This is a genomic window from Gimesia sp. (assembly GCF_040219335.1).
Classification (GTDB): Bacteria; Planctomycetota; Planctomycetia; order Planctomycetales; family Planctomycetaceae; genus Gimesia.
This window is the reverse complement of the sequence record NZ_JAVJSQ010000004.1, coordinates 216239-239594: the sequence shown is the minus strand read 5'-3', so window position 1 is coordinate 239594 and position 23356 is coordinate 216239. Positions and strand designations below refer to the sequence as shown.

19 protein-coding genes and 1 tRNA gene are annotated in these 23356 nt (G+C 50.4%); 9 read left to right on the top strand and 11 right to left on the bottom strand.

All coding sequences use genetic code 11. The annotated features are described in order from the left end of the window. The first annotated feature begins 16 nt into the window (after positions 1–16). From RID21_RS02030 to RID21_RS02020, 3 genes are all read left to right on the top strand, one after another. Positions 17–1573, top strand: a complete 1557-nt coding sequence (locus RID21_RS02030; RefSeq protein ID WP_350186943.1) for a sulfatase family protein — start codon at positions 17–19, stop codon at positions 1571–1573. Between the two features lie 421 nt (positions 1574–1994). Beyond that, positions 1995–2231, top strand: coding sequence for a hypothetical protein (locus RID21_RS02025; protein WP_350186942.1), 237 nt, complete (start codon positions 1995–1997; stop codon positions 2229–2231). 140 nt (positions 2232–2371) lie between these two features. After that, the gene (locus RID21_RS02020) at positions 2372–3463 is read left to right on the top strand and encodes an acyltransferase family protein (RefSeq protein ID WP_350186941.1); all 1092 of its coding nucleotides are present in this window, start codon (positions 2372–2374) and stop codon (positions 3461–3463) included. A 6-nt stretch (positions 3464–3469) separates the two neighbouring features. On the opposite strand, the gene RID21_RS02015 is transcribed toward RID21_RS02020, so the two are convergent. From RID21_RS02015 to RID21_RS02005, 3 genes are all read right to left on the bottom strand, one after another. Continuing rightward, a complete protein-coding gene (locus RID21_RS02015) occupies positions 3470–3898 on the bottom strand; it encodes a transthyretin-like family protein (protein WP_350186940.1) in 429 nt (142 codons plus the stop codon). A gap of 134 nt (positions 3899–4032) precedes the next feature. Next, entirely contained in the window at positions 4033–4968 is a 936-nt protein-coding gene (locus RID21_RS02010; protein ID WP_350186939.1) for a DUF1559 domain-containing protein, read from the bottom strand. 583 nt (positions 4969–5551) lie between these two features. Then, positions 5552–6544 (bottom strand): hypothetical protein, encoded by a 993-nt coding sequence (locus RID21_RS02005; RefSeq protein ID WP_350186938.1) that lies wholly within the window; start codon positions 6542–6544, stop codon positions 5552–5554. Between the two features lie 288 nt (positions 6545–6832). On the opposite strand from RID21_RS02005, the gene RID21_RS02000 reads away from it, so the two are divergent. Further along, on the top strand, positions 6833–8881 hold the full coding sequence (locus RID21_RS02000) for a PEP/pyruvate-binding domain-containing protein (protein ID WP_350186937.1): 2049 nt from the start codon (positions 6833–6835) through the stop codon (positions 8879–8881). 38 nt (positions 8882–8919) lie between these two features. Here the strand turns inward: RID21_RS02000 and RID21_RS01995 are convergent. From RID21_RS01995 to RID21_RS01975, 5 genes are all read right to left on the bottom strand, one after another. Further along, positions 8920–9001: transfer RNA gene (locus RID21_RS01995), tRNA-Leu, on the bottom strand. 135 nt (positions 9002–9136) lie between these two features. Then, complete coding sequence (locus tag RID21_RS01990) at positions 9137–9661, bottom strand: UvrB/UvrC motif-containing protein (protein WP_155362764.1); 525 nt, start codon at positions 9659–9661, stop codon at positions 9137–9139. 117 nt (positions 9662–9778) lie between these two features. Beyond that, on the bottom strand, positions 9779–10162 hold the full coding sequence (locus RID21_RS01985) for a CoA-binding protein (RefSeq protein ID WP_350186936.1): 384 nt from the start codon (positions 10160–10162) through the stop codon (positions 9779–9781). Further along, positions 10162–11160 carry a DUF6807 family protein gene (locus RID21_RS01980; protein ID WP_350186935.1) on the bottom strand — a complete coding sequence of 333 codons (999 nt, stop codon included), beginning with the start codon at positions 11158–11160 and terminating at the stop codon, positions 10162–10164. Before RID21_RS01980 ends, RID21_RS01985 begins: the two co-directional genes overlap by 1 nt. A gap of 124 nt (positions 11161–11284) precedes the next feature. Then, positions 11285–12781 (bottom strand): Gfo/Idh/MocA family oxidoreductase, encoded by a 1497-nt coding sequence (locus RID21_RS01975; RefSeq protein WP_350186934.1) that lies wholly within the window; start codon positions 12779–12781, stop codon positions 11285–11287. Between the two features lie 368 nt (positions 12782–13149). Here RID21_RS01975 and RID21_RS01970 point away from each other — a divergent pair, with 368 nt between their 5' ends. From RID21_RS01970 to RID21_RS01955, 4 genes are all read left to right on the top strand, one after another. After that, complete coding sequence (locus RID21_RS01970) at positions 13150–14037, top strand: bifunctional riboflavin kinase/FAD synthetase (RefSeq protein ID WP_350187286.1); 888 nt, start codon at positions 13150–13152, stop codon at positions 14035–14037. A gap of 79 nt (positions 14038–14116) precedes the next feature. Then, positions 14117–15124 carry a DHH family phosphoesterase gene (locus RID21_RS01965; RefSeq protein ID WP_350186933.1) on the top strand — a complete coding sequence of 336 codons (1008 nt, stop codon included), beginning with the start codon at positions 14117–14119 and terminating at the stop codon, positions 15122–15124. A 124-nt stretch (positions 15125–15248) separates the two neighbouring features. Then, entirely contained in the window at positions 15249–18299 is a 3051-nt protein-coding gene (locus RID21_RS01960) for a PVC-type heme-binding CxxCH protein (protein WP_350186932.1), read from the top strand. Positions 18300–18450: 151 nt separating this feature from the next. Further along, complete coding sequence (locus tag RID21_RS01955) at positions 18451–18918, top strand: S41 family peptidase (protein WP_350186931.1); 468 nt, start codon at positions 18451–18453, stop codon at positions 18916–18918. 17 nt (positions 18919–18935) lie between these two features. Here RID21_RS01955 and RID21_RS01950 read toward each other — a convergent pair whose 3' ends face one another. From RID21_RS01950 to RID21_RS01940, 3 genes are all read right to left on the bottom strand, one after another. Further along, positions 18936–20933 (bottom strand): cytochrome b N-terminal domain-containing protein, encoded by a 1998-nt coding sequence (locus RID21_RS01950; RefSeq protein ID WP_350186930.1) that lies wholly within the window; start codon positions 20931–20933, stop codon positions 18936–18938. Between the two features lie 76 nt (positions 20934–21009). After that, positions 21010–21528 (bottom strand): QcrA and Rieske domain-containing protein, encoded by a 519-nt coding sequence (locus RID21_RS01945; protein ID WP_145040068.1) that lies wholly within the window; start codon positions 21526–21528, stop codon positions 21010–21012. A gap of 468 nt (positions 21529–21996) precedes the next feature. After that, the gene (locus RID21_RS01940) at positions 21997–22437 is read right to left on the bottom strand and encodes a HEAT repeat domain-containing protein (protein WP_232102274.1); all 441 of its coding nucleotides are present in this window, start codon (positions 22435–22437) and stop codon (positions 21997–21999) included. A gap of 85 nt (positions 22438–22522) precedes the next feature. Here RID21_RS01940 and RID21_RS01935 point away from each other — a divergent pair, with 85 nt between their 5' ends. Next, positions 22523–22744, top strand: coding sequence for a hypothetical protein (locus tag RID21_RS01935; protein WP_187782284.1), 222 nt, complete (start codon positions 22523–22525; stop codon positions 22742–22744). Positions 22745–23356: the final 612 nt, after the last annotated feature.

Here is a 23356-nt window from a genome sequence, read left to right as displayed (position 1 = left end):
TTATACTGGTGTTGCCATGCGATTGATTTCGACGCTCTGTCTCCTGGCCCTGATGGGGACCACTTCTCTGTCCGCCGCTGATTCCGCTCCTGCAGATCTCAAACTGGAAAAAATCAAAGGTGCCAAACCGCGTAATGTGGTCTTTATTCTCGCGGACGATCATCGTTATGACGTGATGGGTTTTGCCGGTCATCCCTGGGTAGAGACTCCTGCAATGGATGCGATGGCCAAACAGGGGGTTTACTTCAAGAATGCAGTCGTTACCACCTCGCTCTGCTCTCCCAGTCGGGCTTCGATCCTGACCGGACAGTATATGCACAATCATGGTGTGGTCGATAATAACGTACTGACCCCGCCTGGGACGAAATTCTTTCCTCAGTACCTGCAGGCCGCTGGTTACCAGACAGGATTCTTTGGAAAGTGGCACATGGGCGGTCACTCTGATGACCCACGGCCCGGTTTCGACAGATGGGTTTCCTTTCGCGGCCAGGGGCACTATTACCCGCCCGAGCATTTGAAGAAATGGTCATTGAATGTCGATGGAAAAAGAGTTCCGCAAAAAGGTTACATTACCGACGAACTGACGGACTATGCCATCGACTGGTTGAACGAAAGTGTCAAAACGCAGGATAAACCCTTCTTCATGTATCTCTCACACAAGGGAGTGCATGGGATGTTCCACCCTGCGGAACGTCATGCGGGACGTTACAAAGATAAATCGATGCCGATTCCTAAAACGATGGCCAATACCTCTGAGAATTACTTCAACAAGCCGATGTGGCTGAAGAATCAGCGAAACAGCTGGCACGGCGTTGATTTTGCCTATCACCAGGATACGGACATCGAAGAGCATTATCGTCTATACTGTGAAGCCCTGCTGAGCGTGGACGAATCGATTGCTCGCGTGCGGAAGTGGCTGAAAGATAATGGCTATGGTGAGAACACTCTGGTCATGTACATGGGGGATAACGGTTTTCAATGGGGCGAACATGGCCTGATTGATAAGCGGACCGCATATGAAGCCTCAATGCGGGTGCCTCTGGTTGGCGTCTGTCCCGGTCTCTGGAAACCAGGCACCGTGGTAGATGAAGTCGTCGCCAACATCGATATCGGTCCAACCTGTCTGGCGGCTGCCGGTTTGAAAACACCACCTCAGATGGATGGCCAAAGTTTCCTGGAGCTGGCGGCGGGGAAACTACCGGCTGCCGACTGGCGGAAGAATATTCTGTATGAATATTACTGGGAATTCAATTTCCCTCAGACGCCAACGACCTTTGCACTGCGGACACCACGTTATAAATTTATCCAATACCATGGTATCTGGGATATTGACGAACTTTACGACATGGAAAAGGATCCGCTGGAACAGCACAATCTGATTTTTGATCCTGAGTATCAGAAACAGATCCGGAAGATGCGAGCCGATCTGCATGCGATATTGGAGAAGTCAGAGGCGAACCGGGTTCCCTTCAGTCACAAACGGAGCATGGGAGCCAACCTGCGACTTGAGAGTGGATCAAAGCCGGCTGATTTCAACGATAAGCTGTTGAGAGAGAAGAACTCTAAAGAATAGCGGCTTTGGATCTAAAACAATTATTCCAGACAAGTCAGGTGGCTTCCATTCACTTCGGGTGCTGGTCGGTACACTCCTGTCGAATCAGTCGTTTTTCTGATTGATGAACCACTCTCCTGAAATGACATTGCCAGCTGTTTTCAAGGAGGTACAATTGACGGTGGGCCGACTAATGGACTGAGCTACCCGCGCTCTTTCTCCTCAAACCAGTAAAGGAGTTGTGATGACTGGATATCATGAGGACGATCCTCGGACGCAATTTCATGTGTGTCCCAGCTGTCGAGCAGACATTGATCGTAATAGTAGTCGTTGTGAATTCTGCAATTGTGAATTCGATTTTGAACCTGCTTTTCACGAACCGGACACGCGGCTCGCAAGTTCAGAAGAAGAAGTAAATACCGATAAAAGAACACGTTATCTGGTGTTGTTGACCCTGAATATTGCCACCGGGCTGGTGGGTGTACTGGCATCGTCTCTGGAAGAGGCGGCCCCGACTCGTCTCTCACCCCCTGAGTCTCCGCAGATCTCTGAGGAACAGCGGGAAGAGATGGTTCGATATCTGCAGCAACAGTGTCGAGCTCATGTTGAGGAACTGAATGCCTGTAAGGAGCTGAAAGCGACTTTGCTAGAACGCAGATCGGTTCCGATTCGGTTTTAAGTACCTGTATGCAAGCAGTTTTGACTTCCTGAACCGCTTTAAATCAGTCTCATTAATGTCCCATATTGACAGAGTTTGCCTGTTTTGCGACAGTCCCCGCTGGTACTTCGCCGTTCACTCTATCAATTTCGGGTCAGAAAATGGATTTACTGCCACTCGATCACCCCCGCCTCAAGAAGAATAACTTCGATCTGCTCAGATTAATGTTGGCACTGACAGTCTGCCTGGTGCATGCAGCGGAACTTTCCGGATTTAGCGCGTTAGCTGTGCTGCCTGAATATCTCTCATCGCGGATTGCAGTGCAGGCATTCTTCGTCGTTAGCGGGTTTCTAATCGTGATGAGTTACGAACGTTCCTCTTCGCTTTCCTCGTATGCCAGCAAACGGATCAGACGGATTTATCCAGCGTACGTTACCGTCATTTTACTGGCAGCCCTTAGCCTGGTTCTGGTAAGCCGAGTACCTCTTACTGAGTACTTTTCTTTTACCTGGGTAAAATATCTGCTGGCTAATTTGACGTTTCTGAATTTTCTGCAGTCCACTCTACCGGGAGTCTTTGAAGCGAATCGGATGCCGGCGGTGAATGGCGCGCTCTGGACACTGAAAGTGGAAGTGATGTTCTATTTTTCCGTTCCAGTGCTGGTATATTGCCTGCGGCGAGTCCCCCGCTTACCACTGCTGATTCTCGTCTATGGCTTGTCGATCGGATATGCCGAAATGTTATTAGGTGCTTCAATCCGGACAGAGAATCCGTTTTACGAACAGCTGGCACGCCAACTACCTGGGCAGCTCTGTTTCTTCATCGCAGGAGCAGCACTGTTTTATTACCTGCCTTTTTTCGAACGTCATATCAGGTTATTTGTCACGCTGGCGACCGTCGTGTTGCTGACGCATCACTGGACTCCCCTGCCCTGGCTGCAACCTGCTGCGCTAGCAGTGCTTGTCCTGTTTTTCGGTCTGTTTTTGTATGCAGGCAACTTTGGAAAGTATGGAGATTTCTCCTACGGGGTTTATATCCTGCACTTCCCTCTAATCCAGATGCTTTTGAATGCCGGTTGGTCTGAAGAGCATGCCTGGTCTTTCCTGGGGACAGCAGTCTGCCTGACGCTGCTCGGGGCAATCCTGTTGTGGAATCTAGTCGAAAAGCGGTTTCTGCTGCGGAGCAGCTACTACATCAGTTCAGAGAAATCTGAACGAAAAACTGCTCATGTCAAACAGCCAGTCCGGATCTGATGCGACCTACTTTGATTTGAGATCGAAATTAATTATGTTCCCATCTGCTTTTACGTCTGCCGTAAGTTCAGATTTGTCGTTGTATTTCGTGGGAACCAGTTGTTTGCCTGCGTCTTCCGGATTATCAGTGAGTTTAATGATCATAACTCTGTGTTTACCCAGGGAAGCGCCAGAGGCGTCTTCATTGTATTCCAGACTGTATGAACCATCCTCCTGAGTCGTGGCACTCGAAGCTCGTCGCCTGGCGTTTCCAGTCGTCTCCTGAGGTTCAAAAATAACCTTCGCACTAACCAGTGGAGCACCATCCATAGTCACCACACCATTTACATCTGCCAATTCAGGAACTGCTTCACCACTGCCAGCGGAACAGCCAGAAAAACAAAGGAGCAATGAACTGATGAGAATGAATTTGAGCGAATTCAAAGAAGAGTGCATGTATCTGATCCAGTCAGAAAATTAGAAGCAGTGGAATAAATGCGAGCGTCGCAGAGAAATGACTCTGACCGCAGTGGACGAGACCACCGCGGCCAGTGTCGAATTACCATTCAGTCTGTTACTGGAAGTCGGATTTAGAATTCCGGAATGACTTCGCCACCACCGATGGAGACCAGACCCTGAACTACTCCTACGCGGTCCACATTTTCGCTCAGGAATCGAACGGCACCATCACCCATCAGGATGTGACCTCCGCCGACATGGTGGCTACCAGCTCCCCAAGCGTATTGTTTTCCATTCGTGTGGTCAAAATTGAGGGTATAACCGGCGACACCTGGCAGGATGAAAAAGGTATGTGTGGCGGCATTCCAGTATGGTCCGTAACTGGTCGATGTCTTGTTCAACTGGGTCTCACACATAACCATGGTGTTACTGGTACCATCTTTAAAGTCACGGAACTGAGCAGCACCATTCGGTCCCATGGCACCTTTGAGTGTGCTGTTATTTGCTCTCCAACTGCCACCACTTCCTCCAGTGGTGTAGTTTACTACTCCGTAACTGGTTCGCCAACCAGGACTGACGTAGTAAGGCCCAGAGGTCGTGGAATTTTGCTGAGTTCCCGGATCTGAAGGACACAGAAAGACAGGGACGGGAGATGTCACAATAGAATACTGATCTGTCGTTACAGTTCCTGTGCATCCCGAGCCATGATTTGCACGGCCGCTGGGCAGGCTCCAGTTGTATTGATTATAGATATTTGCCTGATCAATAAAGGGCAGGATCATCTGGTAGCAGGTGTGGTTTAACAGATTCCCAGTTGAGCCATGGACTGCATCACATGACGATAAACCCGCGTTGATAGTTGCCGGTGGCAGTACTCGATGTGTGTCATGGTAATTGTGAAGTGCCAGCCCGATTTGCTTAAGATTGTTCTTACAAGTACTGCGGCGAGCTGCTTCACGGGCCTGTTGAACTGCGGGAAGAAGGAGCGCAATTAGAATTGCAATGATGGCGATAACGACCAGCAGCTCAATGAGGGTGAAACCACGTTTGTGAGGGCGCGTGCGCATGAGAGTGCCTTTCAAAGATAATCGATGAAACGAAATAGAATTCAGGAGAATTGAAGTGATTAGTATTTCGTTCAATCAGAGCGCTTGATTCTTCGCGAGAATACCAAGGCCGTGTGTATCAATGATGCACATAGCTAAATTCATTATGCGTTGAGTAAAGAGAAGCAACAAGATTGTTTATTAAGAAATGTTATTAATCTTGTGGATCCAGGCCCATATTTTTTGAGGACTCAAAAAATAGACTGCAACCGCTGAACATTCTACGCATTTGCATGCATCGATCTTGATAAGACATGGTAGATAGAACTTCAGCTATTCTCTGTCAGGCGCTCATCTGGATCAGTGGTCATCCGGCCTGTTACCAGGCAACAGGGCTGTCGGGGGAATTGAACTGCGTTCCTGGAAATGATTCGCGAGATAGATGTTCGGAACTTTGTTCTTTGAGCTTCGACAGGTAGTCGAATCGATCGCGATTTGCTAAGCCTGCAATTGAGTGATAGTCGGAGGCATATCGATAATCACTAAGGCTGATTCCAAGAGTCCCATTCACTGACGATGCGATTCTACCAGAATAAACTCAATTTCAATGGCGACGCTGCAGCAGTGAACTCAGGGCCCGACTCTCTCGTAGTTTGGCGATCCGTTTTCCATTTTCATAAATGATATAAGTGGGAAGTCCGATTACATTTTCCTGACGTGCCTGTTCGAGATTGCGATCATAATCCAGAACCTTCACAACCAGTCCTCGAGCACGCAGTTGAGGTAAAATCGTCCTGCGATCTTCTTCGCACTGACGGCAGTTGGTACCAGTAAACATTTTGACTTCGTAGCGGCTTGCAATTGGCTGGTCGAGCTTATTATTTTTCTGCCAGGCTGCTGTGTATGCAACCTCCTGGTTTTGGAAACCATAATGAGTAAGAAAAGCGGTATCCCAGTTCGTCTGATAAGCTGTGTCTAGAAAGCGGACGAACTCCTGCTTCCCTTCTAGATCGATAAGGTATTCTGCCAGATAGAAACCTTGAGCGTACAGGACAGCGATTCCGCCGAGATTGTCGGGATATTTCTGCATGACCAACAACCGCCGAATCGGGATCTGCCGTTCGGTGCCGACGACTTCGCGAGCCAGTTCACGGATCGGTCGTTTCTCTGCTTCTGCTTCCTCATAGGTTGCAGCCCCTTCGTCTGCCCAGCGTGGCAAGGGACGACGGAAGTGTGATGCGAAGACTGTGTGCAGCACCTCGTGCGGAATAACACTCTCCAGCAGGCTCTGGGAAGATCCCTGTACCTGCATATCCCAGCCAAAGACCTGTCCCTGGTCGAAGGAGAAGGTCGTTGCCCCTCCCCCTGCATAGTCTCCTGCATTGACTCGAATCGGACAGGGCGCATACCAGTTGGGAATTGGATGCCCGAGCCATTCCCGTGCATGTCGATCGCGATAATGCTCGGCAGCTTCTCCCACCTGAACTGCGAGTGTTGCGTCATGACAGTATACGGTGAAGTTTTTGGTGCGATACTCAAAAAGACCTGCATCCCCCTCAAATAGTAGCAGTGGAAGTAAGAGCAGAAAATATCTCATGTTACAGTCCGTTGCTGACTAACCAGGAGAAGGGTTTAAGGTAAGGCAGACTTGCGATGCGTAGTTAGGCGCATCAAATCCCAGCCAGGGAGTTCAAGTCCAGGGGGGGAACCATAAGTAGAAATGGATTTGAAGTACAGATCACTCTCTATAGTCAGTTGCTGAAAATCAGCAGGAAATGAGGATTTTATTATTTTGAGATATGTGTAAATGAATAGTATTTCTTGGCAGTAGAGAACTCGGTAAGCTTTGGTCTGAAAAATGATCTGATCCAGGAGAACCAGAGCAATGCCACAGCTGATCTATCGACTATCCGAAATCAATGCGACCCATGTGGCGGAAGCCGGAGGCAAAGGGGCATCCCTGGGAGAACTGATTCAGGCTAAGGCCCCGGTTCCTCCGGGCTTTGTGGTCTCCAGTTGTGCATTTCGAGAATATTTTTTTCAGGGGGAGCCCAAACGTGCTGTGATTGATGTCATCCAGAGACTAAATGCGAATCAACTGCCCCTGCCCCTGGCGCGCGCCGAAATTCAGAGCTGTCTCGAGGAAGTCTGTTTTCCCGAACCACTCGAAGTGGCTGTCAGGCAGGCAACTGATGAAATGCAGCTAAAACGTGTTTCCGTACGCTCCAGCGCCACCTGCGAGGACAGCGCTACAAGTGCCTGGGCCGGCCAACTGGAAACCTGGCTGGATGTGTCCCCAGACGAAATTACGAAACGGATTCGGGACTGCTGGCTCTCTCTCTTCAGCGAATCTGCTCTTGCCTATGGAGCGACTCACGGTTATGCCTCAGGGGAGATCGCGGTGGCGGTTGTCGTACAGCAGATGGTGGCCAGCGAAATTTCGGGCATTGGTTTTTCTGTCCACCCGGTAACTCAGGAACCGGATATCCAATTAATCGAGGCCTGTCTGGGATTGGGGGAGGCGATTGTTTCAGGACGGATTGTTCCAGATCAATTCATCGTAGAGCGTGAGTCTTTTCAGATACTGGAGTCGCTGATTGGTGAGCAGAAGGAGGCCCTCTGGCTGGGGGATGGAAATACGAAGCCCGTCTGGCAGGAACTGGATGGTCGAGGCAGCCAGCCTAAAATCAGTACCTCACAGGTTACGGAATATGCCGGGATCCTGGCACGGCTGCATGATCATTACGGACATCCCATCGACACGGAATGGGCCATTGAGAATGGGAACTTCCAGATCCTTCAGGCACGTCCCATCACCACGCTGGCTGCTGAGTATGATCAAAGTCTGTTTGATCAAAGTCTGGAATGGCATTTTTGTGTAAGACGCCCGTTTTTCCTGCTGGCTGCTTCGATTCTCCCCTACTGGATGGATGCCCGGCATGCGGATCATACGTTGGGGACGCATCTCAATGAAGCACTGCTGATACAAGACGAAACGGGTATGATGAATCTGTTTAGTTCTCAAAAATCGGCTGATGAGTTCCTCGAACGAATTGGATATCTATTCCAAAATGATCGAGACGAAATCATTCGTATCCTGCGTTACGGACTGGGAATATATGCACAGGGCTCGGCCGTGATTGAACAGGGAGTGAGTGGGTTCGCCAATCTGGCAGAACTGGAAGATTTTTTCGCCGATGTTGCCCAGCATACAACTGTTTTTCCAGCCTGGTTACTGACATATATTGAGTTACATCAGATTGATGATTCTGAAGTCCGTTCTCTGGCGGAGCAGATTCGTTCTCATTCTCTCTATCCGGTGATTGAAAGAAAACTGCTACAACCGCTGGCGAAACAGACCGCTGAAAGGCTGTGGTTTTCACAGCCAGATCGCGCCTGTGATCTGGTGTTATGGAGCGAACTGAAACAGGGGCTCGTTACCAGGGAACTGCTGGAAACGCGCCTGCAGTCGGTCGATTCCGGAGAACGCTACATCTTTCAGTTGCTTGATGGACAGGAGAGCTTTCATCTGGTTTCCCAGACTGGTTATCTGTTGACTCGTCTCGCGAAACAGCGACAGAATCTGCCTGTGGGAAATTCTAATGAGTTGACCGGGCAGACCGCCTGGCCGGGAATCTTTCGCGGTCGGGCTCGGGTGGTTCTGAGTCTGGATTCTCAAGGTTTTACGGTTCAGGCTGATGAAGTGCTGGTTTCGATCCAGTCCAACCCTGCCCTGCTTCCGCTCATGAAAACCTGCGGCGCCATTGTCACCGATGATGGCGGCATCGCCTGTCATGCAGCGATTCTGGCACGCGAACTCAAAAAGCCGACGCTCATCGGCACAGGCAGAGCCACGAAAACGATCCATGATGGCGATTTGATCGAAGTCGACACCTATGCGCAAGTAGTGCGAATTCTGGAGTCGACGCAATAAAAAAAAGCACCGATGCAGTGAGCATCAGTGCTTTTGAGTGGGGATGACAGGACTTGAACCTGCACGCCTTGCGGCACTAGATCCTAAATCTAGCGTGTCTGCCAATTCCACCACATCCCCGGTTGAATTACGAATCTGCAGGAATACTAACGATTTCAAGGAGGAGACACAAATCGACCGACTGAAAAAAGTGTGACTTTACGGGGTTTCAGCCAGATTTATAGTATTTCAGTCATCAAAACAGGGGCTGAGGGCTTACTCGGCAGAGGTGTCCGATTCCGACTGTTCCTGTTCTTCCTGCTCCAGCTTGGAAATTTCGTCTCGTAGCGAGGCGGCCGCTTCGTAATTTTCTTCTGCAATCGCCGCTGTCAACTCACGCCGGAGTTTGATTAAATTGTACTGCTGCTGACTGGAAGTAGGTGCTCGCTTTGGGAATTTACCAATGTGCACGCACTCTCCGTGGATGTTTTCTAGTAATTGAATCAATGGTTCTCGAAAGGCGATGTAGTCATGCGGGCAGCCGAGTCGTCCTTCACTGCGAAATTCCTGAAATGTGATTCCGCAATTGGGACATTCCATCTCTTCATCTAACTGCAGTTCCTGAGAACTCAGTTCAATCAGAGTCGCATCATCCTGAGGTTCCCATTCGTCCTGCGATGTCTGCCCACTGATATATTCCTGAAAATGTTCTTCACAGAAATGCAGCGCCTGTGCCTCACCATTCTGAATCTCAGTCAGGTGATAGACAGCCGGCTTGTTACAGACTTTACATTTTTTCATGATCGATGCTTCATTGCGTACCGAGTGAGGGTTAATCAATTCAGACCGCTTTGCAGCGTGCCTGATCTCATTCTATACGAACCAGTTGCGAGGCTCAATCGCGATTTTGAGATCGCTTTAGTCAGCATGATCCGCAGGGGACTCACCGATGGCGATGATGCTACATGCCTGAATCACATTCAATCCAAGTTCCCGTACCCGCTCCAGCAGATCAGGGCTTTCGCTTCCCGGATTAAACCAGACCTCTTTAGCTCCTCTCTGTTGGATTTCTTCCAGCAGCTGGATTCCAACGGAAGGTGGCACATAGACACTGATTCGGTCCAGATTCTCCGCAGGTACATCCTGCAGGCTGGGATAGGCGGTCAAACCTTCTATTTCATTTGCACTGGGATGGATAGGATAAACTTCGTATCCCTGGCTCAAATGTGCGCGGACCGATTTGTTTCCATATTTCTGGCGGTCTGTGCTGGCACCAATGATTGCAACTGTCGGTTTACTCATCAGGAGTCCTGTTTCTTCAACGAGGAGACAAACTGGTCGTAACGTTTCTGAACCTCGGACTGGGAAGGAGTCTTCCCTTCACTCACAATCAATCGATAGTTCATCTTAAGCGGATGTCTTTCATCAATTTTTGTATCGAAAAAGGCACCAAAGCGACCATAGGGGCGCTCGGAATATCGCGATGGTTTCGGTACATTCGGATCTTCCATGTACTCCACATTGTAATGCTTGCCGTCAATATCATATGACATGGCAAGCCAGCCCAGATTCACATGCTTGTCGGGATCGGTTCGGTCTGAGACCTGGTAGGGAGCCGGTTGCTGAGGCGATCCCTCGGGGCGAACATAGGTCGCATTATTGGACTCGGCTACTGGCTGGGCGGCACGGTACTGGAAACCGGCATGTTGACGATCACCGTCGAGAGTAATTTCGCCGCGTTTACTTTGTAAGATAGTTTGCCAGTCGATCTGCCAGGCTGGTGCTTCAGAGCTGGAAACCTTGATCGGGGTAACCGTTACTTTGCGTGTTTCAATAATCACGGGCTTCCCGTCGCCATCCTCCCAGTGGATCTCCGCAGTCATTGTCCCCGCATCGGGGCCGCCCTGCATCGAGATGAACTTGTCATGACGTAGATGGGCTCCGTTTTTACAGTGCCAGAAGTCGAGTGTTTTGCCATCAAAGCTGGTTTTATTCCAGCCGACATATAATCCACGATGATGTGTGTACTTCCCACCGGGGCCCTTGGTAATCACCGCTCCACTTTGGGGACCGTAAACATGGTGAAAGACTTTATAAGTGTCGTGAAATGTTTCCGGGGTAGATTTATCAAAAGGGTAGACATACTGCAGCACTGGTTGTCCGTTATAGTACAGGTCCGCTACTTTCTGATCCGGGTGATCTTTCCAGGTGAAACCTTTCTTCTCAGCGGCAGAAATATTCAACTGAGTGAAAATGATCAGAAACAGACAGCAGACAAGTTGAGAGGTAATTTGTTTCATCTTGATTTCCAGTCTGGTCAGTAGGAATACAAAGTCTGAGGTCGGTTAACTCTTAATCTCAGTGTAAAAAAAATCCCGCGTTCCGAGTAGGGAACGCGGGATTTAAGAAAATAAAACCGGAGTGTTAACCGGCATTATTATTGGGATTGTTCTTCGGGGGCTTTCCGTCGATCCAGGGGCCTGCCAAGGCCATGTAGCTGGGCTCTTCCAGAACGCTACCCTTATCTCCTGCTTTCCAGCCGGGGATGTGCTTGGGTTTCTGCCGCGCTTCGGACATGGCTTCCCATTTCTTGGCCCAACTGCCGTCTCCATCTGAAATCTGACCTGTCTCGCCATCGAAGTGGTAAACCTTACCGTTTCGGTAGCTGTTGGAGCCCAGGTTCACTACGGCGATCGCAGCTGCACCCAGATCAGGTGGGTTGTTACACTTGCTCTGATCATTGGCTTCCATCGCTTCAATCCAGTTTTTGAAGTGAGCGTAGGTCGTGTCTTTGATCTGAGCAACGTCAATCCGCTGCTGCTTCAGCGAGCTGTCTCGGGTGACCTGAGGTCGTTCAGGGATGAAGTCGTACCCATCAAAACCTTCTCCGTTGCCAAATACGAAGGAACCATTATGTCCGCGGATGATCTGTTTGATCCGGGTTTCCTGGTTACACATGGTGGCGTTGATCAATCCCTGCACACCTTCATTAAAGTCGGCAGCAACAGTAGCGACATCGGGTACGTCACGACCATCGTATTCCAGATACAGCCCCCCTGCACCAACGACGCGTCCGGGGTACCGGAGTCCGGTAGCTTTCAGCATGGAAGTGGTTCGATGAACGAAGAGGTCGGTGTACATCCCGGAACCAAATGGCCAGAAGCGACGCCACTGTGCATAGACAGCGCGGTCGAACGGCTGATACTCGGCCAGACCGTCATCAACACCCAACCAGAGTTTCCAGTCGATGTTGGTGGGGTTCATTTCTTTTTTCAGTGCGTAGTAACGCCACTGTCCCATGGAAGAGTTCCGGAAATATTCTGTCTGGAACTGGAGCACCTTACCTAACTGGCCATCCTGCAGACGAGCCCGAACATCATCCCAGACGGGGAGGCTGGTAGACTGCACACCAACCTGCATGATTTTGCCGGTTTTTTTCCAGGCATCAACGACTGCCAGGGCTTCTTCGACCTTTTTCGTCATCGGCTTTTCGCAGTAAACGTTCAAGCCGGCATTCATGGAATCGATGGTCTGCTTGGCATGCCAGTGGTCGGGAGTTCCGATCGCGACGGCATCCAGCTTTTCCTTCTCAATCATGTCGCGGTAGTCAGTGTATTTCGCGACATCGTTGCCGAGTTCTTTTTTGATGTAGTTGGCAGTCCGGTCACGGTGTTCGGAATAGACATCGGCGACAGCAACCAGCTCGATGTTTTTTCCATCTTTTTTCAACTGGACGAGTTTCTTGACGTGAGCACCAAAACCGCGTCCACCGGGGCCGATAAATCCGATGCGAATAGCTTCGTTACTGTTTCCAGCTCCCAGGGCGGGGGCTGTGGCCAGTCCGGCAATCGCACTGGCGGCGACGGCGGTGGTTCCTGAGGTTTTCAGGAAATCTCTACGATTGATGGGGCTTTGATCCATTTCGTTATCTCCAGTTATTTAATAAAGTGAATCTGTTACTGGATGGTATCATCTCGAGTTTTGAGATACCAAAAGCATGCTTGAAAAAACAGGTGAGCACCCTCCGGATGCAGGTTGGTCCAGAGATGTGGAACCAGACCTGGCGCAGATCGGGGAGAGCGAGGAAACACCTTTCCTACGCATAATAGTAGCAATATTTGGGAGCAGATGGTACTTATCGCTCTACATTTTCTGAATTCGTGTCGATTCAAGGGGTACTTCCGACGATCTGTCCCGCTCCAGGCGAATTACTAAATAAAGACAAATAAATATTGGGTTCAGCGGTGTTAATACGTGGTACAGAAGGTTTCGATGCCTGTCGGGGCGGAATGATCTCAATCGGGAATTTTGATGGCGTCCACCGGGGTCATCAGAAGATGATTCAGACTCTGGTCGATCATGCCCGCCAGAGGGAGTTGCCGGCGATGGTCTTCACATTTGATCCCCATCCCATTCACCTGCTCCGCCCCGAACACGCCCCTCCCGAACTGATGGGAATTGAAGAACGTGCCGCGATTCTGGAACAACTGGGCGTAGATTGTGTCATCGCCTACCCCACCAGCCGGGAACTGCTGAATTTGAGTCCACAGGAGTTTTTTCAGCAGATTCTGTGTGATCAACTGAATGCTCGAGGGCTCGTGGAAGGTCCCAACTTTTATTTTGGTAAAGATCGTGCAGGAGATGTGACGCTGCTGGAGGCTCTCTGTGAAGAAGCGGGTATGTTTTTCAAGGTTGTTGAACCCAGCATGTGCGCTGAGCGGATGATTTCTTCTTCGGAAATTCGCAAAGCGATCCAGACGGGACAAGTAGACCTGGCAGCAGAGATGCTGGGGCGACTCTATCAGATTAAGGGGACAGTCGGTCATGGGGATGCCCGAGGACGGGGGCTTGGTTTTCCTACCGCGAATCTTTCGGGAGTGCCGACATTAATTCCGGGGGAAGGTGTCTACAGTGGATTTGCCATCACAGAGGGAAAACGTTTCCCCGCTGCAATCAATCTGGGAGGCAATCCAACTTTTCAAAACCAGGACGCGAAAGTCGAAGTCCATTTGATTGGTTTTACAGGAGAGATTTACGATCAGGGGTTGCGAGTAGAATTTCTACACAAACTGAGAGACGTCCAAACTTTTGCTGATGTTGAGGCGCTCAAAACACAATTGTCGATTGATGTTGAATCAGCAAAAAAGCAGGCCACTGAATGGAAGGGCCTGGAATAATCTTCTATGATGTTCAGATGCTGAGCTGGTGTCAGTTCAGGTAATTAGCAGGAACAAACAACTAGATCAGGAATCATGAATGAGCAAGATTGACTGGAGCCCCCTCTGTGAACTGATCGGTGCGCATCAGAAAGTGCTCCTCTCGTGTCATGTTCGTCCTGATGCGGATGCACTCGGCTCAGAACTGGCCCTTGCCGGTTTCCTCAGGCAATTAGGAAAAGAGGTTCGTATCATCAATCCTTCGGTTCAACCGAAGGGGATGGATTTTCTGGTGGGAGATCATGAAATTCGCCATGTCGGCGATGGGGTCGCCACCGAAGATTTCGAGTGGGCAGAGATCCATATTATTCTGGATACAAGTGCCTGGTCACAATTACCGGGACTGGCGAACTTTTATCGTAAAACAAAGTCCCGAAAAGTCATCATTGACCATCACGTCAGCTCTGATTCTCTGGGGGCAGATGAGTTCAAAGATGTGACCTCTCCCGCGACCGGCTGTCTGATTTTTGATCTGGGGCAGGCATTGAACTGTAAATTGACCCCGGAAATCGCCACATTTCTCTATGCTGCAATCGCCACAGACACAGGCTGGTTCAGATTCCCTTCCACAACTGCCTACACAATGCAGATTATCAGCGAACTGATCCGGGCCGGTGCAGAACCGCATCGGATCTATGAAAATCTGTACGAACAAAACAACCTGCCTCAATTAAAACTGATGGGCCGTGTGCTGGGAAAAGTCCAGTCTGATTTTGACGGACTGCTGGCCTACACCGTAGTGACCTGCGAAGATTTCAGTGCCACAGGGACGACTCCCGTGGACACTGAAGGGCTGGTTAACTACTGTCTGACCTTAGCCGGGACGCAGGCAGCATTCATTGCAGTGGAGCAACGGAGTCGACAGGTAAAAGTCAGTTTTCGCTGTCGCACTGACTGGGATGTCTCAAAGATTGCCGAATCCTTCGGCGGTGGTGGGCATCGTCAGGCTTCTGGTGCCATGCTGAATGGCCCCCTCTCTTCCGCGGTTACAAAGGTGCTCGGTAAATTTCGCGAGATGTTTGAAACAAGCGAAAATTCGCGAGTCTGATTTTCTGACAGAATCGGGGATCTGAAACCCGATTTGATTGCTCTTGCTTCCAGCCTGCTATAGCATTGATAATCATATTTTTAACTGTCTATGCTCACTGACATGAAGTTAATAAGGATTATCGATGCGCTTATTCGATCTACGCCCCCATTGTTTCATTTTCCTGGTCTCTGCCCTGCTCCTGGGCTCTCAGTCTCTGCTCAAAGCTGATGACTTCAAAATAGAAAATACTCAGGATCCCAAGGATCAGGCGACTTCTGCCGAACAGACAGTCAAAAATATGACTGTCCCTGAAGGTTTTAAAGTAGATCTGTTTGCCAGTGAACCTGATGTGCATCAGCCTATCGGCTTTGCCATCGATGACCGGGGGCGTCTCTGGGTGGCGGAGTGTTTCACCTATGAAGCCCATGGGGTCTATCAGGATCAATATCAGGATCGAATTGTCATTCTGGAAGATACTGACGGTGATGGCCAGATGGATCAGCGGAAGGTGTTCTGGCAGGGACAGGGGCCGTTGACCAGCGTATCAGTCGGATCTAACGGCGCCTGGGCTTTGTGCCGTGGTGAATTGCTTTACATAGAAGATAAAAATCACGATGACGTGCCCGATGGTGAACCGCAGGTGCTACTCGAAGGCTGGAACTATAAAACTGTCCGTCACAATATTGTCAGCGGACTGACCTGGGGACCGGACGGCTGGCTCTACGGTCGGCACGGTATTACTGATTCATCGTTGGTTGGGACTCCCGAAACGGAACCTTCCCGGCGAACACTGATCCACTGTGGGATCTGGCGATATCATCCTCATCGCAAGATTGTCGAAGAAGTCAGCTCCGGTACCACCAATCCCTGGGGATTTGACTATGATGAATACGGCCAGATGTTTTTTACCAACAACGTCAACGGCCATCTCTGGCATATGATTCCCGGGTCACACTATATTCGCATGTCCGGTCATGGTAGCGATCCCAACCCCTACGTGTATGAACTGATGACGAAGTGCGCCGATCATGATCACTGGGACAGCTCCTCTGGAAAGTGGACCGATTCACGTGATACATCGGGGGTTCACGGTCAACTGGGGGGGGGGCACAGTCACTGCGGCGGCATGATCTACCTGGGTGATAACTGGCCGTCCAAATATCGAAACTCGATCTTCATGTGTAATACACATGGGCATCGTGTCAATAATGATGCGCTGGTTCGTGAAGGTTCAGGTTACAGGGGGACGCATCGTCCTGATTTCCTGTTAACTGGTTCAGACTGGTTTCGTGGCATCGAATTGAAGTACGGTCCGGATGGTGCAGTCTACCTCACGGACTGGGCCGATCTGGGAGAATGTCATGACCATGATGGCGTACATCGTACCAGCGGGCGTATTTATAAAGTCAGTTATGGGAAACCGACTTTTCCTGGAAAAATCGATCTCAACAAACTTTCCGACAGCGAGCTGGTTAAGCTGCAACTGCATCCCAACGACTGGTATGTACGCCATGCGCGTCGCATTCTGATGGAGCGTGCCGGTGAATCGGAAAACTGGAACCAGGCCAAGGCCGAACTATTGAAAATCTTTGAGACCAACAGAGATGTCTCCCGTCGTTTGCGTGCCATGTGGACTCTCTTTTGTATGAATCAGGTGAATGATGCCTGGCTAACCAAACAGTTGCAGGATCCGAACGAACACGTGCGGATCTGGGCCATTCGATATCTGGTCGATGACGATCAGGTACCTGCTTCAGCTGTGAAGGAATTTGCCCGACTGGCGAAGGATGAAAAATCAGGCTTGGTGCGGCTCTATCTGGCTTCTGCACTACAGTCGCTGCCTGCGTCTGATCGCTGGGAGATTGCATCAGCCCTGGATGCCCATCACCAGGATACAGAGGATCGAAACTTTACACTGATGCTCTGGTACGGAATTGAACCGGCTGTAATGGCTGACAGCGACGCAGCGCTGCATTATTTGGAACACGCAACTCGTCCGTTGGTCCGTCAACTTGTAGCCCGCAGGCTGACCGAAGACATTGATCAGCATCCTCAGTATGTCAAGAATCTGGTTCAGCAGGTGATTGACACGAAAGACATTGAAGTCAAACAGGACCTGTTAACCGGGATGCAGGCAGCACTGGAAGGCCGCCTCAAGGCAGAAACACCTGGCAACTGGAATGCGCTGAAACAACAGGCTAAGAAAACGGATTCAAAAGAACTGCGAGAACTGGTTACCGGATTGTCGGTTGTCTTTGGTGATGGCCAGACGATGGAAGTACTAAAGAAAATTGCGATGGATCAAGATCAGCCGATGAAGAGCCGCTATCAGGCTTTGGAATCCCTGTTAAATAATTCTCAGGATAAAGATCTACTGCCTGTGATACAGCAGGCTGCATACACGACCGAATTGCAGGTGCTGGCATTTCGGGGGCTCTCACGTTTCTATGATCCCAAAACTGTAGAACGCATGCTGGGTCGTTACCGCAACATTAAACATCAGGGGCGTCTGGCTCTGATGGATACGCTTTGCAGTCGGAAGGAATACGTACTACTGCTCCTGGCTGCCATCGACAAGAAACAGGTTCCCCAGGAAGATGTCTCCGCATTTCATGTGCGTCAGTTACGCAACTTTAAAGACAAAGCGGTAGTGGCAAAACTGAATCAGGTCTGGGGACTGACTCGGGAAACTCCTGAGAAAAAACGAGCCCAGATTGAAGGTTATAAAACTCTTCTCACGGCAGAGCGTCTGCAGCACGCGGATCGTGTGAAGGGGCGGACACTTTATGAGAAGACTTGTGCAAAATGCCATCGTCTCTTCGGTAGCGGAGGTAACATTGGACCTGATCTAACAGGCTCTAACCGGACCAATATGGATTATCTGCTCGAAAACATGGTAGACCCCTCTGCTCTGATTCCCAAGGGATACGAGATGGTGGTGGTCGCCCTGGAAGACGGTCGGGTATTGAATGGGAATGTCGTTCGCAAGACTGATCAGCAGCTCACATTGCAAACACAGACAGAGTTGATGGTACTGGACCGCCGCCAGATCGAAGAGATGAGTCAGTCGAATCTCTCGCTGATGCCGGAGGGGCAATTGGATAAGCTGAGCGAACAGCAGATAGCCGATTTGATTGCCTATCTCTCGGGCCATTCTCAAGTGAAATTACCTGAGTCACTCGAGTCAAAATAACGGATCAGCGGCGGTCGTCCCGCTGTGCAGGCACCTGGTTCATTAAACAGGAATCCTTTCTCGTCTGAGAAGAGGTACTGTGATTCATTCTGTAACCGCCTGCCGGCGTTGGACGTTCCGTCTGGTCTGTTCCGTTTTGGTAATGAGCCTGGTGTCAGCGCGAACCATTCCGGTCGGTACCACCGATCTGGGGGCGCTGCAGAAGCGGATCTTCGCACCCGATCAGAACTGGTATTACCGGGGGCCCGTAATCGTGTTGCAGGGAGAACGAACGATGAGTTCCGCCGAGGCCTTTGTATTGATGCTGGCGGCCTGTCCGCATGTTACCACGATGGGAGACCGGACAGCAGGCTCCAGCGGCAATCCCCGCCAGTTGGATGTGGGAGCGGAAATCATCGTCAACCTGCCCCGCTGGGTTCCCCAGGATGCGAGCGGGAAATCCTTTGATACTGTTGGCATTCAACCTGACTTAGCCGTAAAGGCAGCCTCCGAGGAGTTTACCAGAACCGCTGATCCAGTCCTCTGTGCGGCCCTGAAACGCTTACGAAAGCAGTCATCTGGTTTTGAGAGATCAGATGCGATTCTCGTTCCGCGCTCAGGAAACAACAGGCAACAATAAGCGGGAGAGCGTCTCTATTATTTTTCCTCTGTCGGACGCTGCCATTCGCCACGCATCCACTTGACGAGCAGTTTAATATCATGCTCTGAGATTTTGGACTCTTCAAAGGAAGGCATGATATTTTTCTCGCCGTAAAAATGCTCGGCTCCGGGTTTACGGATAAAGTCAATCAGCCACTTTTCAGAACCATAGCCGTTGAAGTCTGGTGCGGCTCCCCCACCCTCTTCGTTGGGATCGCCAGCCTTCATAGCGTGACACTGAGCACAGTAGCCATAGAATTCTATGACTTTACCTGACTTATCTTTAAAGTCGACCCCACTAAAGACGGAAATGCCTCGCTGAATAACTTCTTGAGAAGGTTTCACGTAGTCACGTCGTTTCGCTTCCCGCGCGACGAGAGCTGCGACCGCTTCAACATCCTCTTTCGTAAGGATCCCTTCCGGCCCGACATAGCTGTCTGCCCAGTCGCTCATGTCGCCATTCAGAATCGCATCCCCTCCCTTAACGGTAGCCAGGTGCCCGAAGAATTTGGGAGAGCGTGGATCCAGCAGAAATTCGGTTAACCATTTTGTGGTTGCGAACCCAGCCAGATCAGAGGCACGAGGTGTGGCGATGACTTTTTTACCATCCTTCATTTCCATGATGTTATGCCCGGTTCCGTCATGTCCGTTCCAGGTATGGCAGATACCACAGTGCCGGGCAAAGATTATCGGCCCCATCGATTTGGGGTCATTTCGCAGCAGAGACGCAGGCCCTTCCGGTGGAACCCCATTTTTGCTGGCCAGCCAGGAAGCACGTGCTGCGTATGCAAGTTCCTGTGATCGGTTGAGTTCATAATCCGGTGCACTGCGTTCTGCCTGGATTCCGTACCAGCTGATACCGGAAATAATCAGGAGACCACCGACATAAACCACGATCGCCAGTCTTTGCCCCCATCGCTCGCCGAAGACTTTTTCATAGAAGGGAACCAGAACCAGAATCGCCAGGATCACACCCGGAAGTACTGCGGTAACGAGAACTTCCAGTTCCTTAGGAACCATATGTCGTAACTCGAACAGAAAACGAACAAACCATTCAGGACGTGCAATATAAGGGATTGCGCTGTCTGCTGGAGCCTCAAGCTTAATTTCACTGGCGGGTAGATCTGCTTGCCAGTCTCCGATGCCAACGTCCAGATGCTTGTTTTTCAATGCAGGATAGGCAACGATCTGCAGAATCACGATTCCAACCAGGATGAGAGTCAGAACCAGGGTACGAGTCGTCTGGTAAGGCCAGTAAGGTTGCGTAATCTCGTCTTTGACGGGATCGTCTTCATCCAGTTCAAAATCCACATTAGGATCATCGTTTGCTTCTTTTACTTTAGCGGTTCGCAGGCGTTCGCGGCGGATCAACGCCATGTGAAATACGAACAGCATGATCGCAATAACAGGCAGTGCCATCACATGAATAGTGTAAAGCCGAGTCAGGGTCAGATTGCCGAATTCACTTCCGCCTACTACCAGAGAACGCAAAGTCGAACCGATGACCGGCATCGTGCCGGCGATCCCGGTTTCAATCTGATATGACCAATACCCTTTCTGGTCCCAGGGAAGCGCGTTCCCGGTAATCGTCAGACCGATAATCACCCCACCAATCAGCAGGCTGGTCCAGTAGATGAACTCTTTGGGTTTACGGTAGCCAGCTGAGATAATCACCAGGAATATATGGATGATGATCGCGACAATCATCATATGAGCGGTGTAGTGATGTAATCCGCGGACAAACCAGCCCAGGTCTACCTGGGTTTCCATATAATGCACACTTCCCCAGGCCGAGGCTTCAGAGGGGCTGTAAACGGTCATCATAAGTGCGCCGGTGATGATTTCCACCAGCATCATTAATACCAGAGCTCCTCCCCAGATAAACTGCCAGCGAGAGCGTCGTTTGGTCGGAAAGTTTAATAAGAAGATCGCATGGAAAAAATTCTTGTATCCGGTTCGTTCATCGATCCACTGTTTTGTTTTTTCTGACAGCACGGAAATCTCTCCCCAGGGACACAGATTAATTCATCCAGGTGATATGGTCGCAGTGTGAAAACTTAATGGTATTGAATCAGCCAATGGAAACTTTTTCCGAGATTCCTGCTTCGAATTTCTGGTACTCGACCTCAACCCACTGCTCGCCTCGAATTTTTTTTATCGAGGTCTTCAATTCGTCCATACCGCGGGGGGCAGGTCCACTGACTACGGCACCATCAGTCTGGAATGTAGCAGCATGGCAGGGACAAAAGAATTCTTCGTCGCCGGGCACATAGTCGACCACGCAACCCAGGTGGGGGCAGGTCGAAGAGAATGCAGTTACTTTTCCATCTTGACTCTTAGTAATCCAGACTGATCCGATCGGGCCGGAAGGGTATTTCGTCCAGGCATCAACTCGCTGATCGACAATAGTGAACCGCTGAGGCACCCCGGGTTCCAGATCGTCCAGACGGGACAGCTGGTAAGTCTGTTCAGTCTTTCGGCCCCGTTTCAGTGTTGAAAACAGGAAGCCCAGTGCGGGAACCGCCAGAATGGTGGCGTAGACAGATCCCAGGATACCGCTGCAGTATTTGAGGAATTTACGACGTCGCATTGGTGTGAACCTTCAAATCTGGATCGTCGATTCAGATCAGCCGTCCGAGGAATCGGAGTGCTCCCGGAATCAGACAACGAGTGACTTACAGGGTCATGGTAAGTTTCTTTACTCTCGGACAGTAGTCTTCAGCAGGATATAGTTGGCAGGATGCAACCCATATTTTGAGTCGCATGTTTGGTGGGTATTTCCAATCGCTCAAGCCCGACATCAGTTCGTGACTTCTGATTGTTATCCTGATTCTTAGAAGTATCCTAACAAATCAGGTCATAGAATACGAACGATAAATTAAGTCTATTTGCTTCAGGTCTTTAAGGCAATCAATCATTGTATTTTGGATTATACTGTCCAGAATGGCCAGGTTTCAATACAGGAATTCAGGTTATAAACACAAAAAAACGACTCCCCTGAATCCAGAGGAGCCGTTTTCGTTTTTCAGATCGGTCAAGCTGACCGGTTGATTGAAGACTAGTCAATCAGACCGAACAGGTTTGACAGGCTGTTACCGCTCAGGCGGCGAGTCTGCTTCTGCTGATCCTGCAGACGGCTTGGGAAGTAAGCCTTAGGATCAGAAGTTGGAGCAGGAGCAGCAGGAGCTGCAGAAGGAGCACATCCGGCAGGAGCACATCCATTGTCGCAGCAAGGCTGTTCGCAGCAACCTTCAACAACTTCGTATCCGCAAAGTTCCAGAGCCTGGATAGCTTCGCGAACAACTTTCTTGTCGCAGTCACCCAGAGCACAGGTCAGAGCAGCTGTCAGCTCAGGAGAGCAGCAGCAGCAGTTTTTGCGGAGCTGGTCACCGATTTCATCAGCAGCTTTAGCACGAACGCGTTCGTCAGCGTCGTTCAGAGCGTAGATGAAGGCACACATGATTTCCGGGTTGCAGTCACAGCGGAACTTATCGCCCAGTTTGTGGATAGCTTTGCGACGGTGTTTAGCGTAGCAAGCAGTCTGAGACTGGTAGATCAGTTCAGCGATTTCGCAAGGATCAGCGTTGCAGCAAGGCTGTTCGTTGCAGCAGGAATCTGCAGCCGGAGCAGCACAGGTCTTAGGAGCGGGGCAGCAGCTTTTGGGAGCTGGAGCACAGCAAGCCTTAGGAGCCGGTGCGGCACATGCTTTAGGAGCAGGAGCACAGCAGGCTTGTGGAGCCGGTGCGGCACATGCTTTGGGAGCAGGAGCACAGCAGGCTTTTGGGGCCGGAGCGGCACATGCTTGAGGAGCAGGAGCACAGCAAGCCTTAGGGGCTGGTGCGGCACATGCTTTGGGAGCTGGTGCACAGCAGTTATCCTGAGTGCAGGAATCGGTGCTGCAGCAGTTCCGTTTGAACCAGCCACGCAGCTTCTTGCGAAGCGGTTTGCAGCAGGTTGGAGCAGATTCACAGCAGCAAGGCGGTTTAATGTTAGAGCACTGACGCTGATAAGTATAAACGTTAGGCTCACAAGGTTTGGTAATAGTGGGTTTACAGCATTCTGGTTGACAGGTCGAGGCACATTCACAGCTCTTTGCAGCCCCGCAATTAAGCGAAAGGTCAAAAAGATCTGCTTGTGCAACGGCATTCATCCCCAATGCCACAACAAATGCACTGAACAGACTAATCCATTTCATAGAACAGCGTCTCCTTCTTGGGTCGTTTTCTGACCATCATAGACAGATTGATGTGCCTCTTGTGTCACATCACAGTGGTTACGGCGCGAATTTTGGTTTGTTCCTATTGGTCCAAGTTGAAATCTTCAACTCGCGCTGGCTTGATTCTCAGGGCATCGTTCCGAGGTCAGATACCCTTACGATAAACTTCTAGTAATTTCGATTGCGGGCGATGCTCTCCAGC